This window comes from Burkholderia metallica (genome assembly GCF_902832845.1).
GTDB lineage: Bacteria > Pseudomonadota > Gammaproteobacteria > Burkholderiales > Burkholderiaceae > Burkholderia > Burkholderia metallica.
In genome coordinates, this window is the sequence record NZ_CADFDB010000006.1 from 360,312 (window position 1) to 374,447 (window position 14,136).

Here is a 14,136-nt window from a genome sequence, read left to right on the forward strand (position 1 = left end):
CGGTCAGAAGGCCGAGACACCGCCGTCGACGGCGACGGCCTGCCCGGTCAGATAGGTGTTGTCCTTCGCGCACAGCGACAGCATCGTCGCGACGATTTCCTCGGGCCGGCCGAGCCGCTTCATCGGCGAGCCCTGCGCGAGAAAGTCCTGCCGATCGCCGATATCGCTGTCGGTGACCATCGGCGTCGTGCTGTAGAACGGGCACACCGCGTTCACGCGGATGCCGTGGCGCGCGTATTCGATGGCCGCCGTCTTCGTGAGCCCGACCACCGCATGCTTCGACGCCGCGTACGCGGCCAGCTTCGGCGCGCCGCCGAGCCCGGCCATCGACGCGACGTTCAGGATCACGCCTTCGCGCTGCGCGAGCATCTGGCGGATCTGGTGCTTCATCCCGAAGAACACGCCCTTCGCGTTCACCGCGAAGCTCAGGTCGAGATCGGCTTCGTCGGTGTCGATCAGCGCCTTCATCGGCGGCGCGATGCCCGCGTTGTTGATGCCGACGTCGAGCCGGCCGAAACGCTCGACGGACGCATGCACGAGCGACGCCACCTCGGCCTCGACGCGCACGTCGCAGCGCTGCGCGATCACGTCGGCGCCGGCCGCGCGCAGCGGCGCGGCCACGCGTTCGAGCGCGTCGCCGTTCAGGTCGCCGAGCGCCAAGCGCGCGCCCATCGCGGCCAGCTCGCTCGCGAGCAACGCGCCGAAGCCGCTCGCGGCGCCGGTGATCATCACGGCCTGGCCGGCGTAGCTGTCGATTCTCATCGCGCGCTCAGATCGTCAGGCCGCCGTCGACGACGATGCACTCGCCGTTCGTGTAGCTCGCCGCGTCCGACACGAGATACAGCACGGTGCCGGCCATTTCGCGCGGCTCCGCATGACGGCGCAGCGGAATCTTGCCCATCCAGGTTTCGTAGATGTCCTTGTCGGCGAAGAGCGCGCCGGCGAATTTCGTCTTCGTGAGACCCGGCAACAGCGCGTTCACGCGGATGCCGAGCGGCCCGCATTCCTTCGCGAACGCCTTCGTCATGTTGACGACCGCGGCCTTCGTGATCGAATAGATGCCCTGCCGGTCGCCCGGCTGCAGCGCGTTCACCGACGCCGTGTTGACGATCGCGCCGCCGCCGTGCGTCTTCATCAGCTTGCCGGCTTCGACCGACATGAAGAAGTAGCCGCGGATGTTCACGTCGACGGTCTTCTCGTAGGCGGCGAGGTCGGTATCGAGGATGTGCCCGAAATACGGATTCGCGGCCGCGTTGTTCACCAGGATGTCGAGGCGGCCGTGCTTGCCGCGGATGTGCTCGAACGTCGCGGCGATGTCCTCGAGCCGCCCGACGTGGCAGGCGAGCGCCTCGGCGCGGCCGCCGGCCGCGACGATCTCGTCGGCCACGGCCCGGCAGTCGTCGAGCTTGCGGCTCGACACGATCACGTGCGCGCCCTGCTCGGCGAGCAGTTTCGCGATTTCCTCGCCGATGCCGCGGCTCGCGCCCGTCACCAGTGCGATCTTGCCCGTCAGGTCGAACAGATTCGTTGCCATGTTGCTGTGCTCCTCCATTGATATGGTGTCGTGCCGTCCGTCGTGCCGGCCGCTTCAGCGATGCGCGTCGATCACGCCGACGGCCAGTTCGGCGAGCCGCCCGGCCATCGCGCCGACGCGCAGCGCCTGTTCGCTCGACGCGTTGCCCTGCAGCGCGCGCGCCTTCACGCCCTGCGTGATCGATGCGAGCCGGAAGAAGCTGAACGCGAGGTAGAAGTGCCAGTCGCGGATCGGCTCGATGCCGCGCAGTTCGCAATAGCGCGCGACGATCGCCGCTTCGTCCGGCACGCCGAGTGCGGCGCGATCCTGGCCCGCGAGCCCGCCCACCTGCCCGCCGGACGGCAGCCGCAGGCACATGCAGAGATACGCGAGATCGGCGAGCGGGTTGCCGAGCGTCGACAGCTCCCAGTCGAGCACGGCCTGCACGCGGTAGCTGTCGCGCGCGAACATCAGGTTGTCGATCCGGAAATCGCCGTGCACCAGCGTCGGCCGGCCCGTGTCGGCGGGGCACGCCTTCGGCAGCCAGTCGATCAGCGTCTCCATCGCGTCGAGACGCTCCGTTTCCGCCGCGCGGTACTGCTTCGTCCACACGCCGATCTGGCGCTCGAAGTAGTTGCCCGGGCGGCCGTAGTCGGCGAGGCCCACCGCGTCGACGTCGACGTCGTGCAACGCGGCCATCGTCTGCAGCAGCGCGTCGTAGCAGGCGGCGCGATCGGCCTTCGGCAGCTCGGGCAGCGCCGGGTCCCAGAAGATCCGGCCGTCCTCGAAGCTCATCACGTAGAACATGCTGCCGATCACGTCGCGGTCTTCGCAGAGGTGATACGGATGCGCGACCGGCACCGCGGTGCCCGACAGCGCGCTGAGCACGCGGAATTCGCGGTCGACTGCGTGCGCGGACTTCAGCAGTTCGCCCGGCGGCTGGCGGCGCAGCACGTAGCGGCCGCTCTTCGCGTTCAGCAGGAAAGTCGGATTCGACTGGCCGCCGGCAAACTTCTCCGTGTCGACCGGGCCTTCGAAGCCCGGCACGTGCGCTTCCAGATAGCGGGTGAGGCGGGCTACGTCGAGTTGCTGGGTAGGGTTCGTCATCGTCGCGATCGTTCGTGGGTCAGCCGTAGGTTCGCAGCGCGTGTCGTTCGGGATCCTCCAGATGCGGGATGCCGTTGAACGACGCGAGGTGGAACGCATCGGCGTTGAAGAAAAACTGCGAAAGACTGCTGTTGCGGATCTGCAGGTTCAGCGCGATCGCGCTCGCCGGCGGGGCGGCCAGCACCTGCTGCACGGTGACGGCGATCGGGCCGCCGGAGCTCACCGCCAGCACGCGCTGGCCGCCGCCGTGGCGGATGGCCGCGCGCGCATCGGCCACGCGCTGCTGGAAGTGCGCCCAGGTCTCGGGCGCCGAATCGCCGAGCTTGTCTTCCGACCAGAGCTGCAGCACCTGCCGCAGCGCGCGGAAATGCTCCTTCATCGAGCCGGCCGCGAGGCGGGCGATGTCCGGGTAGTCGTGCGCGGCAGCGGCGAACAGCCCATGGAAGTCGTATTCGTTCAAGCCCGGATGGCGCTCGACCGGCGCGCCTTCGCGGCCCATGCCGCGCAGGATCGCGTCGACCGTCTGCGCGTGGCGGTGCAGCGTGCCGCACACCACGCGGTCGAACGCCAGGCCCTGCTGCGCGAAGTATTCGCCGAGCCAGACGCCCTGCTGCTCGCCCGCCGCGGACAAACGGTCGTAGTCGTCCGCGCCGAAGGACGCCTGCCCGTGCCGTACCAGAAAAAGTTCAGCCATCGCCTGTCCGCCAGATCAGAAGGATTCAGCATAGGGGGCCGCCACACATTTTTAAACTTTATTTTCTGAATCGCCCGGTATTCATTTTGTGAATTCGGTGTCTGCCGAATCTTGCCGACGCCCCGCACGCCGTCGCCGCGGCACACGAATTGCTCCACTCGGCTTCGGCGGGAGAACCGCGATGTCCAATCCATTCCAGGAGGGGTGCGATGCTCGGTACGATCCTTATCGTCATACTGATTCTGCTACTCATCGGTGCATTTCCTGCATGGCCTCACAGCCGAAGCTGGGGCTACTGGCCTTCGAGCACCGTCGGGCTGATCGTCATCATCGTCGTCATACTCGTGCTGCTGGGTCGCATCTGACGCCGCAGCGCGCCGGCCGGGCAGGCCGCGCCCCTTATGAAACAATGGCGAACGGCCCGGCCGGGCATACCGGAACGTGTCCATCGCGACACCGGGATGGCCGGCGTTCGATTCATCGGAACGACGCGCGTCACGCGGCGTCGATCACCGTCATCCGTAAGAGACGCATGCCATGAATGCAGACGGAAAAGCACGCGTCGCCCCCGTGGCGAATCTGGAAGGATGGTGCAATTTCGATGCGCGCTCACCCGAGTGCGATACGGATCATGCGCGCATCCAGGCGGAGCTGGAGATCGAAATACACCCGGCGCATCCGTTTTACCGGCGCCGTCTCGAAGTCGTCGCGCACGCCCTGGGTTGCGACGATGTGCTGTGTACGCACGTCGACGAACCCGGACGCTATTCCGCGCTGCATCTCACCTGGGGCGGCCGCCCCGAGATCGGCTCGTGTCCCACCATCGATTTCGATGGCGACCGGCAGGCGGTCGCGAAGTATTTCGACTGTTCATAGCGGGGCGGCCGCGCCTGCGGCGTCGTGGCGTCACGCTTGCGGTCGTTCGCAGCCAGATCGCCCCGAGGGTCCGGCAGTTGCGAAGCGCTGCAACTCAGCCGCCCACGTCTGCCGGGCTGAATCACGGCCCGCTCACGCGGCATGCTTGCCCGCTGCGGCGAAAGCCGGCGTGCGCAGCACGATCTTGCCGATGTGGCGGCCGGAATCCATCAGCACGTGGGCCGCGCTCGCATCGCGCAGGTCGAAGGCCTGATACACCTGCGGCGTCACCGTGCGCTGCCTGATCAGCGGCCACACGGCCTCTTCCAGTTCGCGGATGATCTGCGCCTTCTCCGCATAGGTGCGCGAGCGCAGCGTCGAGCCGATGTGCGTGAGCCGCTTGGTGAGCATCGGAAACAGGTCGAGCTCCTTCGCGGGCCCGTTGATCACGCCGATCTGAACGATGCGGCCGTTCATCGCCGCTGCCGCGAAATTGCGTGCGACGTAGTCGCCCGCGATGATGTCGACGATCACGTCGACGCCCTTGCCGTCAGTGAAGCGCTTGACCGCATCGACGAAATCCTCGTCGCGGTAGTTGATCGCGAGATCCGCGCCGAGCCGCAGGCTCGCGTCGCGCTGCGCGTCCGAGCCCACCGTCGTGATGATGGTCGACGCGCCGAACGCCTTCGCCAGCATCGTCGCCGTCGTGCCGATGCCCGACGCGCCGCCGTGAATCAGCACGCTTTCGCCGGCCCTGAACCCGCCCCGCTGGAACAGGTTCAGCCAGACCGTCATGAAGGTTTCGGGCATCGCCGCCGCTTCCGTCATGTCGAGGCCCTCGGGAATCGCGAGCGTATTGCTCTCGTTCGCCACTGCGTATTCCGCGTAGCCGCCGCCCGGGATCAGCGCGCAGACTTCGTCGCCGACCGCGAAGCGCGTGACGTCGCGACCGATCGCGACGACTTCGCCGGCAACCTCGAGACCGGGAATGTCGGACGCGCCGGGCGGCGGATCGTACAGCCCCTTGCGCTGGAAGACGTCGGGGCCGTTCACGCCCGCGGCGTGAATGCGGATCAGCACTTCGTCCGCAGCCGGCGACGGCACGTCGCGCGTGGTCGGCACGAGCACGTCGGGGCCGCCGGGATGGACGATTTCGATCGCCGTCATGCGGGCGGGCAGGGGTTTCATTTCATCAGTCACGATATGATCCTCAACGTTCGTCAATGCGCGGCCGATTCGCGGATCATCCTCGAATCGCGGCATCGCAATGGGTGTGAAGACAGTCTAGGGACGGTGCCGCTCGCAGGCACGCAGTGAATTGCCGAACGAGGAATGCAAAAATGCATCAGTCAGCACAAGCGATGAACTGGGACGACGCGCGCGTGTTCCTCGCGATCCATCGCGAACGCACGTTGCGCCGCGCGGCGCAGACGCTCGGGGTCGACCAGGCGACGGTCGGGCGCCGGCTCGCGCAGCTCGAGCACATGCTCGGCGCCACGCTGTTCCTGCGCTCGTCGAAGGGCTACCTGACCACGCCGGTCGGCGAGCTGGCGCTGCGCGCCGCCGAGGCGATGGAGCTGCACGCGCACGAACTCGTCCGGCTGACGCAGGGCGTCGACCGGCGGCTCGCCGGCGAGGTCAAGATCACGACGACCGATGCGCTCGCGCTCGAATTCGTGATGCCGTCGATCGCGCGGCTGCATGCGAAGCATCCCGACGTATGCGTGTCGCTGAACACGTCGACTCACGTCCTGAACCTGGCGAAGCGCGAGGCCGACATCGCGGTGCGCACCGTGCGGCCCGACAATCCCGACCTCGTCGCGCGCCGCCTCGCGTGCTGGGACATGGGCCTGTTCGCTTCGCACGACTATCTGCAACGGCACGGCGAGCCCGCGCCAGGCAGCGCGTTCGCGGGGCACGACCTGGTCGTCTACCAGCCGTATGTCGACGCGAGCCGGAAGCCGGCGATCGCCGGCGTGCCGATCGACGCCGGGCGCATCGTCGCGCGGATGAATTCGAGCCTGATGATGCGCGCCGCGCTGCGCGCGGGCCTCGGCATCGGCGAAATCCCGGTGTACATGGGCGAACGCGACGGCCTCGCCCGCGTCCTGCCCGCGCAAATGCGCGAAGCGCCCTACGAGGTCTGGCTCGTCACGCATCGCGACCTGCGCCACACCGCGCGCATCCGCGCGACGATCGACGAGATCGTGTCCGCGTTCGACACGCATCGGTAAAACACGCCGGCATACCCCCGCGCGCACCGCCGCCCGGCCTCCGTTCGACGGCGTTTCCCATGCGGTAGTATGGCGACTCGATGGAAACCCCGACGGATTCACACGAATGTCCCTGCCTGATCTCCCGCCCCTTTCCAGCGCCGGCCCGGACGCGCAGGCGCTCGTCCTCATCGCCGAAGACGAACCCGAGATCGCCGAGATCCTGACCGCCTATCTCGCGCGCGGCGGCCTGCGCACCGTGCATGCGGCCGACGGCCGCCGCGCACTCGAACTGCACCTGCAGCTCAAGCCCGACCTCGTGCTGCTCGACGTGCAGATGCCGCACATCGACGGCTGGAAGGTGCTCGCCGAAATCCGTCATCGCGGCGACACGCCGGTGATCATGCTCACCGCGCTCGACCAGGACATCGACAAGCTCACCGGCCTGCGCATCGGCGCCGACGACTACGTGGTGAAGCCGTTCAATCCCGCCGAAGTCGTCGCGCGCGCGCAGGCGGTGCTGCGCCGCTCGATGGCCGGCGCGCGCCAGGAAGAACAGCGCGTGCTGCGCGTCGCGCCGTTCGAGATCGACCTCGAACGCCACGAAGCCACGCTCGAAGTGGGCAGCGAACGGCACACGCTCGCGCTGACGCTCACCGAATTCAAGCTGCTCGCGCAGCTCGCGCGCGCGCCGCGGCGCGTGTTCAGCCGCGCCGAGCTGATGGCGACCTGCCTGCCGGAAGGCGACGCGCTGGAGCGCACGGTGGACAGCCACGTCAGCAAGCTGCGCAAGAAGCTCGACGACCTCGGCGTGCAGGGCGTGCCCGTCAGCGTGCGCGGCGTCGGCTACAAGCTCTGGAGCTGAACACGTGAAGCTCGATGGTCTGAGCCGGCAGATCGCGCTGACCATGGCCGGAATGGTGTTCGGCGTGACGCTGCTGATGGTGCTCACCGCCATCGCTTTCTACTACGTCGCGTTCAATTACTGGCCCGCGCACTTCAACACGAAGAGCTGGCTGCCGACCGCGCCGGAATGGCTGTGGCTGATCGCGACCACGTCGGTCGGCCTCGTGCTGTCGGTCGCGGTGGCCGTCAATCTCGCGCGTCGCATCCTCGTGCCGTTGAACTCGGTCACCGACAGCATTCGCCGCGTCGCGCGCGGCGATCTCGACGCGCGCGCCGTCGCGGGCGACCGCTCGCTGCACGAAGCCGCACTGCTCGCGGACAACTTCAACGCGCTCGCCGACGAACTGCAGCGCGTGACCAACGAGCAGGCGATCTGGAACGCCGCGATCGCGCACGAGCTGCGCACGCCCGTCACGGTGCTGCGCGGGCGCCTGCAGGGGCTCGCCGAAGGCGTGTTCAGGCCCGACGAAGCGCAGTTCCGCAGCCTGCTCGCGCAGGTCGAAGGGCTGACGCGGCTGATCGAGGATCTGCGCGTGGTCAGCCTCGCGGACAGCGGCCACCTGAGCATCGAGATCCGCGACACCGATCTTGCCGCCGAAGTGCGCGCCGTGGTCGACGTGTACGCGCACGCGATGCAGGCCGCCGGCCAGCATCCGGTGCTCGATCTCGACACGCGGCGCATGCGCTGCGACCCGGTGCGCATTCGTCAGGCGCTGCTGGCGCTGCTGGAAAACGCGCGCCGCCACGCGGTGCCCGGCGCGATCCGCATCCAGACGCGTATCGAACAGAGGATGTGCCGGCTGCGCGTCGAGGACGACGGCCCCGGCATCCCGGCCGAGTTCGCGCCGCACGTGTTCAAGGCATTCCGGCGCGCGGACGGCACGCAACGGGGCGGCAGCGGCCTCGGGCTCGCGGTCGTCGCGGCGATCGCGCATGCGCATCACGGCGAGGCCGTCTGCATGCCGACCGGCGCGGGCGGTACGCGGTTCGAAGTGCAGTGGCCCGACAATCTCGTGCCGACGCCGGACAACGCGCGCTTTCCGGCTTGAGAAGCGGGCCTCAACGCTTTCGCGCTTTCACCTCCTTACGCTTTCACGCTCGCGGTTCGCGCCCGATCTCTTCGAGCGGCGGGTGGAACCCGAGCACCGTGTACTCCCGCACGGACACCGTCCCTTTCCCGGCCGCGCCCTGCACGACCACCGCGCGCACGGCGCCGGCCCGGTCGAATTTCAGGCGGGTGCCGACGGTTGCGTTGCGCAGCGCCTCCAGTTCCTCGATCCGCGCGATCGCCAGCTTGCGCACCGCGCCGGATACGTACACCGGCAGGAACACCAGCGCGATGAAGATCGACACCGTGTCCTTCGATGCGCTGTCGAGCACCGGCTGACCCGACATCACGAGCGACAGCGACGTCGCCGCGACGAAGATCGCGAGCACGGTCGCGCCTACGCCGAGCGATGAGAACCGCTCGGCCGCCTTTTTCATGCGGGCCTTCACGAGCGCGCGCGTGGCCGCGGACGGCACCAGCCATTCGCGCTGCGCGCCGTGATATCCGGCGAAGCCGAGGAACAACGTCGCGACCGCGCTGATGCCGATGCTGGTGTACAGCGCGTCGAACAGCATGCAGACGAATTCGAGCAGGAACACGATCACCGGCGGCCACAGCAGCAGACGGAACGAATAGCCGCCGCGGCCATGCCCGCGGATCCACCATTTCACCGGCGGCCACTCCCAGAAGCGGCTGTCCCGGTGGAGCGAAAGTTCTTCGATATCGTTCACGGTCTCACCTGCCTGTGCGATCCCGTTCCGTCCGGGCATCGCGTTGCGTCGCCCGCCCGATCCGGCGCGAGAGGCGGCCCGACAGGCAAACGAATGCGTCAGGTTATCAAATGATCCGGAAGATTCATTCGCCCCTTCGCCGACGGGCGATGCCGGGCTCGCCTGTCGACGCGGTCAGAGGGCGTCCGCTCCGCTTGCGCTCGCATCCGCCGGAGCGGCCCCACCGCGACACGTCGGCTGCCCCGGAATCTCGACGACGCGCCCTTGCAGCGGCCGCGGCACGCCCGGGTACACATTGAACGGTTCGACCGCCTGCCCGTCGACCTTCGCGTCCTTCACCGCATAACGTACGGTTCCCGTCGCCGTCAGCCGCGCGCCGTGCGCGTCGCACGCAACGGACAATGCCTCCTTCCGGCTCTCCGGCATTTGCCGGACGAGCGCACTGAATCCCAGATTGACGACGATGCTCCCGGTCGCCTTCTGCTGCCCCTGCGGCATCACCTTGATCTCGGGTTTGACATCCAGCCGATACACCGTCTCGGCCTGAACCGCCCGCAACGGCTTCAACGCAATGCTCTTGGTCTGCCCGGGCGCGAGCGTCAGCTTGAACGGGAATGCATAGAGCGCCGGATTCGCTTCGTTGCCGACCGGCTCGAGCTTCTCGTCTTTCAGCGGCACGCCGGGATTGAGCAGGCGCGACAATGAAATGGTCACGTACTCGGGGCGATCGCCGTTGTTGACGATCTGCACGTTTGCCGTGCCCGAATCGACCGGGATTTCCTTCGGAAACACGTCGATCGTCGCAACCGCGACGCCCGGAATCAGCGCGGCGAGCGTGGCCGCAATCGGAAGAAAGAGTGAACGCAATCTCATGTTGGGGTCCAGTTGAGTCGGCACCCCGGGAAGGCATGCCGGTGCTGCCGTCGCGCCCGATTTGCCATTCGCATGCGCGCATGCAAGTCTTGACGCAGACGACACTCGGAAACGGAAAATCCAAAGCACACCGCCCGCGACACGGCGGGCGGTGAAGAACCGGAACGTCTCCGCGACGGGGAGACGACCACTGCTACTGCTGTTTCACGACGACCGGCTCGAACACGAGCGACAGCGTGCCCGTATAGGTGCCGACCGTACTCCTGAAGTCGCCTTCCGGCGGATACGCGGAAACGGCGAGACGGTAATAGCCTTCGGAATCGACATTGGGCGACGGCGGCGCCGGGTTGTTGAATTCGACCACCTGCCCGACGACGAGCGGCTTCGGGTCGGCCCCTTCGGCGCCGATGCTGACCGCCGGCTTGCGGAACGCGAGCGTCGGCTTGGCCTGATTCCGGATATCGAGCGGTTGATCCATGCGGACCTGAAATCTGCCCGTCGTCGATACCACGCGCAGCCGCGCGTCCACCTCGTACGCCGTCTCCCAGCCGCCGAACTGCTGCATCGTCAGGCCCTGCCCGAACCAGCCGCCCTTGTCGTCGGTGATGATCAGGTTGTTCGGGCGCACGACCTTGGCCGTAATCTTGCTCTGCGTCTTGCCCTTGATCTCCAGGGTTTCCGCCGACGTGTACATCGGCTGGAGCGCCAGCGCCGCCAGCAATCCGCTCAGGATGATTTTGCTCATTTCGCTTCCTATGATTTCGTGACGACCGTGAACGACAGCACATCGCTGTAGTCGCCAGCGTCCACAGTTGCGTCGACCGAGGTCCTGAACGTCGGCACGAAGCAGGTCCGAGCGTTGTTGTTCAACAGCACCGGGCTGGCGCTCGTATTCGGCAACCGGAACGTCGCGCTGCCACTGTCCAGCGTCAGGTCGTACGGAACCGTCTGCTCAGGCTTGCTCGCATTCCTGAGCAGATACCGGTTACCCGAAACACCGTTCGCACTCGTCGCATTGATCACGAAATTGCGACTACCGCCGTTGAACCCCATGTACGTGAAGCAGAGCTGCTGCTCCGCACCCGCAATCGTCTTTTCGCCATCGCCTCGCGGCAATTCCCCGAGATTCCAGTCGGGTGCCGCCACATCTACCGCGAGAATGGCCGGCGGATCCGGCGGCGTGACCTCGGGATCGATCACCTTGCATGAACTGCTCCCGCTCACGGGGGTGAGATAGACGCCACCAGTAACCTCGCCGCGATCGTTGGCATCAGTAAAGATGCCGGCACGGAGCGTAATGCCGGGCCAATCCTTGATGATGGCATTGTCGATAATCACCTCGACCTGGGCCTTGTGTGCGTAGCGTGCTGCCCAGAGATACTGCCCCCAATACGTCACGTGATAGTTGCCAACAATTGACGCCCTAAAGTGTTCAACGCCGCGCATCTTGACAGACTTTGCCGCCGCCGTGCTTTGCTTCATCTTTCCGTTCGCGTCATACGTGTAGACCAGAACGCCCCGGGATACGAAAGTGCTGAATCCGATGTTCAAATCGGAAGCCTTATAGTCAAATACCACTTGAAGAGTACTGGTCCCATCCCCGTTATTTATCCACGCGCACGCATCATAGCTATAAACCAGGTCGGCGGGTATAAGGTCCCACCCAGCAGATGCGTTCAACGAAAGGCCCATCAGGCATGCGCCGAATAGACAACCTCGCCACCGCCGAATCATTCCGAATTTTTTCATCGATTTTTCAGCCAGCAATCCGCTCAGGATGATTTTGCTCATTTCGCTTCCTATGATTTCGTGACGACCGTGAACGACAGCACATCGCTGTAGTCGCCAGCATCCACGGTCGCGTTGACCGAGGTCCTGAACGTCGGAACAAAGCAGGTGCGCGCGCTGTCGTTCAATCGCACCGGGCTTGCGCTCGCATTCGGCAGCCGGAACGTTGCGCTACCGCTGTCCAGCGTCATGTCGTACGGAATCGTCTGGGACGGCTTGCTGGTATTCCTGAGCAGATAACGGTTACCCGAAATACCGTTCGCGCTCGACGCATTGATCACGAAATTACGATAGCCGTCGAGGCCCGTGTACGTGAAGCAGAGCTGCTGCGCCGCACCGGCGAGCGTCTTCTCGCCATCGCCTCGCGGCAATTCCTCGAGATTCCAGTCGGGTGCCGCCACATCTACCACGAGAGAGGGCGTCGGCGGTGGCGGGACTTCGGGATTGATCACCTGGCAGGTGTTGGCACTGCCAGTGTTGGTGACATAGGCCCCGCCGGTAATCTCGCCAACGTCGTCGCCTATCTTGTAGTTGCCGGCACGGATGGAAATGCCGGGCCAGTCCCTGATTTCGGCATTGTTGATCATCACCTCGATCACAGCCGTGAACGGATTTCTATTTTTCCAGTTGGAAGGATCCCACTCGCTCGCGCCGAGCCTATATATCACGTAATCGTCACTCACAAAGCCGCTAGTGGATTTACTGCCGTTAATAGCGACATAATTCGCCGCGTTGCTGCTTGGCAGCATGTTCCCATTAGCATCATACGTATAGATCAGGATACCTCTAGATATAAAATCACTGTCAGGCGAGGGTTTACCGTTCGGCAATACCCCTAGATTACCCGTAATGGATTTAAAATTAGCGGTCACCTGAAGCGTACTCGTTCCGTCTCCGTTGTTTTTCCACACGCACCCGCTGTAGTTGGTGATCACACTGGCGTACTGAAGCTTGTAGGCCGCAGCGTTGAACGAAAGCACCATCAGACATGCACCAAAGATGCAACCTCGCCATCGCCGAATAACTCCGAAGCTTTTCATCGATTCTTCATTCCGATTAAGTCAATACGTCAAGCTGGCCATAACTGGAAATGGCCCCTGCGACCTGCGTTGCATGCTTGGCGATGTGAGGAAACGACCTTATCCGCGCAACACTCCATGTGCGATTGTGTACAGCCACGCGTCATCTCGACGGCAGGGGCGCACATTGTTTCGGCAACCGCCGGTTACTGAGCCAACGCCGCACGTTGGTAGATCACCACGCCATATCCGACATTGACGAACAGCGGAGCCGGCGCACCTTCGCTCTGACCGGCATCGACAGCAATCCGCTCGTTTGGCCGGAACGTAACGCGCCATACCTGCGTTTTCGAAGGCACAGCCAGTTCTTTCAGCCCGATTCGATATTTCTGCCCCGGCGCCAGCGCCAAGCGCCCGGGCACCACCAGCAGCATGGGTCGCTCCACTTCTCCTACCGGCACCCGATGCTCGGGAGAATCGCCCGGATTGGTCAGCAGGTGCTGCTCGATGTCCAGGTAAAGCGGCGTGTCGCCGGCGTTCTCGACATACAGTTCGGGCGCCGGCTTTTCCGGCTCGAGCGTCAGCTCCATGCGCGACAGCTTCAGCACGCCGGCGGCCATGCTGGAGGTGCAGGCCAGCGCGGCCAGCACCCCGATTGCGGTGCGCGCCACGCGCATCATCACGGGCACTCCAGCGTCTGCGGCTTGTCGTCGACACGCAACGTCATCCGCTTCGTCGCGAAGTGCTGAGGCGTGCCCGGGAATACCGCGATCGTTTGTGCAGCCGCCGCGCCGTCATACTTCGCATCGTTGAACACCTGGCGCACGTTGCCGGTGTTCTCGAGCGTCAGGCCGCCGTTCTCGCAACGGTGCGCCCAGCTCACGCGTTGCTTGCCCGGCGGCGGCATGTGCCGCACCAGCACGCCATAACCGACGGATACCGACATCGGCGCGGTGATCTTGTCCTGCGGCGCGTCGTCCACCTTGAGCGACCTGACCGGCACGATATAGAGCCGGTACAGTTCTTCGTTCTCGGGCTCCGCGAGCGACCTGAGCGTGATCGAGCGCGACTGGTTCGGGCCGAGCGTCAGCTTGTCCGGGCTCGCAAGCACGCCCGGATGCTGCAGCTCGCCGAGGTTCTGTTTCTCTTCGGGCGTTTTGCCCGGATTCATCACTTTCTGCGCCGAGATCGACAGGTAGAGCGGCGCGTCGCCCATGTTCTTCACCGTGACGGTCTGGTCGTGATTGTTGAATACCTTGGTCGTGGCCGGCATCACCATCAGCTCACCTTCGGCATGCGCCGGTTGAGCGGCGGCAAACAGCAGCGCGCACGCTAGCGGAAGTGCGGTTCGCAAGTTCAGATTCATGTCGTCAATTCCTGTCAATGGTT

17 protein-coding genes are annotated in these 14,136 nt (G+C 65.3%); 5 read left to right on the top strand and 12 right to left on the bottom strand.

The features are described from left to right. Window positions 1-3: 3 nt before the first annotated feature. From HWX08_RS19220 to HWX08_RS19235, 4 genes are read right to left on the bottom strand one after another with little or no spacing between them, the layout of a single operon-like run. Window positions 4-762, bottom strand: coding sequence for an SDR family NAD(P)-dependent oxidoreductase (locus HWX08_RS19220; RefSeq protein ID WP_174920176.1), 759 nt, complete (start codon window positions 760-762; stop codon window positions 4-6). 7 nt (window positions 763-769) lie between these two features. Then, window positions 770-1,534: an SDR family oxidoreductase gene (locus tag HWX08_RS19225; protein WP_069261050.1), complete on the bottom strand. Its 765-nt coding sequence runs from the start codon at window positions 1,532-1,534 to the stop codon at window positions 770-772. A gap of 54 nt (window positions 1,535-1,588) precedes the next feature. Next, a complete protein-coding gene (locus HWX08_RS19230) occupies window positions 1,589-2,620 on the bottom strand; it encodes a phosphotransferase (RefSeq protein ID WP_174920174.1) in 1,032 nt (343 codons plus the stop codon). A gap of 19 nt (window positions 2,621-2,639) precedes the next feature. Then, on the bottom strand, window positions 2,640-3,314 hold the full coding sequence (locus HWX08_RS19235) for a histidine phosphatase family protein (protein ID WP_174920172.1): 675 nt from the start codon (window positions 3,312-3,314) through the stop codon (window positions 2,640-2,642). A 209-nt stretch (window positions 3,315-3,523) separates the two neighbouring features. On the opposite strand from HWX08_RS19235, the gene HWX08_RS19240 reads away from it, so the two are divergent. Then, entirely contained in the window at window positions 3,524-3,679 is a 156-nt protein-coding gene (locus tag HWX08_RS19240) for a DUF3309 family protein (RefSeq protein WP_069258938.1), read from the top strand. 172 nt (window positions 3,680-3,851) lie between these two features. After that, entirely contained in the window at window positions 3,852-4,190 is a 339-nt protein-coding gene (locus HWX08_RS19245; protein ID WP_174920170.1) for a hypothetical protein, read from the top strand. 132 nt (window positions 4,191-4,322) lie between these two features. Here the strand turns inward: HWX08_RS19245 and HWX08_RS19250 are convergent, their stop codons facing one another. Further along, window positions 4,323-5,336, bottom strand: a complete 1,014-nt coding sequence (locus tag HWX08_RS19250; RefSeq protein ID WP_174920324.1) for an NAD(P)H-quinone oxidoreductase — start codon at window positions 5,334-5,336, stop codon at window positions 4,323-4,325. 173 nt (window positions 5,337-5,509) lie between these two features. On the opposite strand from HWX08_RS19250, the gene HWX08_RS19255 reads away from it, so the two are divergent. The 3 genes from HWX08_RS19255 (at window position 5,510) to HWX08_RS19265 (ending at window position 8,337) form a co-directional block, all read left to right on the top strand. Then, the gene (locus HWX08_RS19255; protein ID WP_226263664.1) at window positions 5,510-6,403 is read left to right on the top strand and encodes a LysR family transcriptional regulator; all 894 of its coding nucleotides are present in this window, start codon (window positions 5,510-5,512) and stop codon (window positions 6,401-6,403) included. A 106-nt stretch (window positions 6,404-6,509) separates the two neighbouring features. Continuing rightward, a complete protein-coding gene (locus HWX08_RS19260; protein ID WP_174920168.1) occupies window positions 6,510-7,247 on the top strand; it encodes a response regulator in 738 nt (245 codons plus the stop codon). A 4-nt stretch (window positions 7,248-7,251) separates the two neighbouring features. Continuing rightward, window positions 7,252-8,337, top strand: coding sequence for an ATP-binding protein (locus tag HWX08_RS19265; RefSeq protein ID WP_174920167.1), 1,086 nt, complete (start codon window positions 7,252-7,254; stop codon window positions 8,335-8,337). Window positions 8,338-8,380: 43 nt separating this feature from the next. Here the strand turns inward: HWX08_RS19265 and HWX08_RS19270 are convergent, their stop codons facing one another. The 7 genes from HWX08_RS19270 to HWX08_RS19300 form a co-directional block, all read right to left on the bottom strand. Next, on the bottom strand, window positions 8,381-9,067 hold the full coding sequence (locus HWX08_RS19270; RefSeq protein WP_174920165.1) for a hypothetical protein: 687 nt from the start codon (window positions 9,065-9,067) through the stop codon (window positions 8,381-8,383). 174 nt (window positions 9,068-9,241) lie between these two features. Next, complete coding sequence (locus HWX08_RS19275) at window positions 9,242-9,817, bottom strand: hypothetical protein (protein WP_341773838.1); 576 nt, start codon at window positions 9,815-9,817, stop codon at window positions 9,242-9,244. A gap of 316 nt (window positions 9,818-10,133) precedes the next feature. Then, window positions 10,134-10,685, bottom strand: coding sequence for a hypothetical protein (locus HWX08_RS19280; protein WP_174920162.1), 552 nt, complete (start codon window positions 10,683-10,685; stop codon window positions 10,134-10,136). Window positions 10,686-10,693: 8 nt separating this feature from the next. Continuing rightward, window positions 10,694-11,731 (bottom strand): hypothetical protein, encoded by a 1,038-nt coding sequence (locus tag HWX08_RS19285; protein ID WP_174920160.1) that lies wholly within the window; start codon window positions 11,729-11,731, stop codon window positions 10,694-10,696. Between the two features lie 8 nt (window positions 11,732-11,739). Beyond that, a complete protein-coding gene (locus tag HWX08_RS19290; RefSeq protein WP_174920158.1) occupies window positions 11,740-12,711 on the bottom strand; it encodes a hypothetical protein in 972 nt (323 codons plus the stop codon). A gap of 242 nt (window positions 12,712-12,953) precedes the next feature. Further along, window positions 12,954-13,427 (bottom strand): hypothetical protein, encoded by a 474-nt coding sequence (locus HWX08_RS19295; protein WP_174920322.1) that lies wholly within the window; start codon window positions 13,425-13,427, stop codon window positions 12,954-12,956. Next, the gene (locus HWX08_RS19300) at window positions 13,427-14,113 is read right to left on the bottom strand and encodes a pilus assembly protein (RefSeq protein ID WP_174920156.1); all 687 of its coding nucleotides are present in this window, start codon (window positions 14,111-14,113) and stop codon (window positions 13,427-13,429) included. Before HWX08_RS19300 ends, HWX08_RS19295 begins: the two co-directional genes overlap by 1 nt. Window positions 14,114-14,136 lie beyond the last annotated feature (23 nt).

Coding starts and splice junctions, on each gene's coding strand:
- HWX08_RS19220 (WP_174920176.1), bottom strand. CDS start 762: ATGAGAATCGACAGCTACGCCGGCCAGGCCGTGATGATCACCGGCGCC.
- HWX08_RS19225 (WP_069261050.1), bottom strand. CDS start 1,534: ATGGCAACGAATCTGTTCGACCTGACGGGCAAGATCGCACTGGTGACG.
- HWX08_RS19230 (WP_174920174.1), bottom strand. CDS start 2,620: ATGACGAACCCTACCCAGCAACTCGACGTAGCCCGCCTCACCCGCTAT.
- HWX08_RS19235 (WP_174920172.1), bottom strand. CDS start 3,314: ATGGCTGAACTTTTTCTGGTACGGCACGGGCAGGCGTCCTTCGGCGCG.
- HWX08_RS19240 (WP_069258938.1), top strand. CDS start 3,524: ATGCTCGGTACGATCCTTATCGTCATACTGATTCTGCTACTCATCGGT.
- HWX08_RS19245 (WP_174920170.1), top strand. CDS start 3,852: ATGAATGCAGACGGAAAAGCACGCGTCGCCCCCGTGGCGAATCTGGAA.
- HWX08_RS19250 (WP_174920324.1), bottom strand. CDS start 5,336: ATGACGGCGATCGAAATCGTCCATCCCGGCGGCCCCGACGTGCTCGTG.
- HWX08_RS19255 (WP_226263664.1), top strand. CDS start 5,510: ATGCATCAGTCAGCACAAGCGATGAACTGGGACGACGCGCGCGTGTTC.
- HWX08_RS19260 (WP_174920168.1), top strand. CDS start 6,510: ATGTCCCTGCCTGATCTCCCGCCCCTTTCCAGCGCCGGCCCGGACGCG.
- HWX08_RS19280 (WP_174920162.1), bottom strand. CDS start 10,685: ATGAGCAAAATCATCCTGAGCGGATTGCTGGCGGCGCTGGCGCTCCAG.
- HWX08_RS19285 (WP_174920160.1), bottom strand. CDS start 11,731: ATGAGCAAAATCATCCTGAGCGGATTGCTGGCTGAAAAATCGATGAAA.
- HWX08_RS19290 (WP_174920158.1), bottom strand. CDS start 12,711: ATGGTGCTTTCGTTCAACGCTGCGGCCTACAAGCTTCAGTACGCCAGT.
- HWX08_RS19295 (WP_174920322.1), bottom strand. CDS start 13,427: ATGATGCGCGTGGCGCGCACCGCAATCGGGGTGCTGGCCGCGCTGGCC.
- HWX08_RS19300 (WP_174920156.1), bottom strand. CDS start 14,113: ATGAATCTGAACTTGCGAACCGCACTTCCGCTAGCGTGCGCGCTGCTG.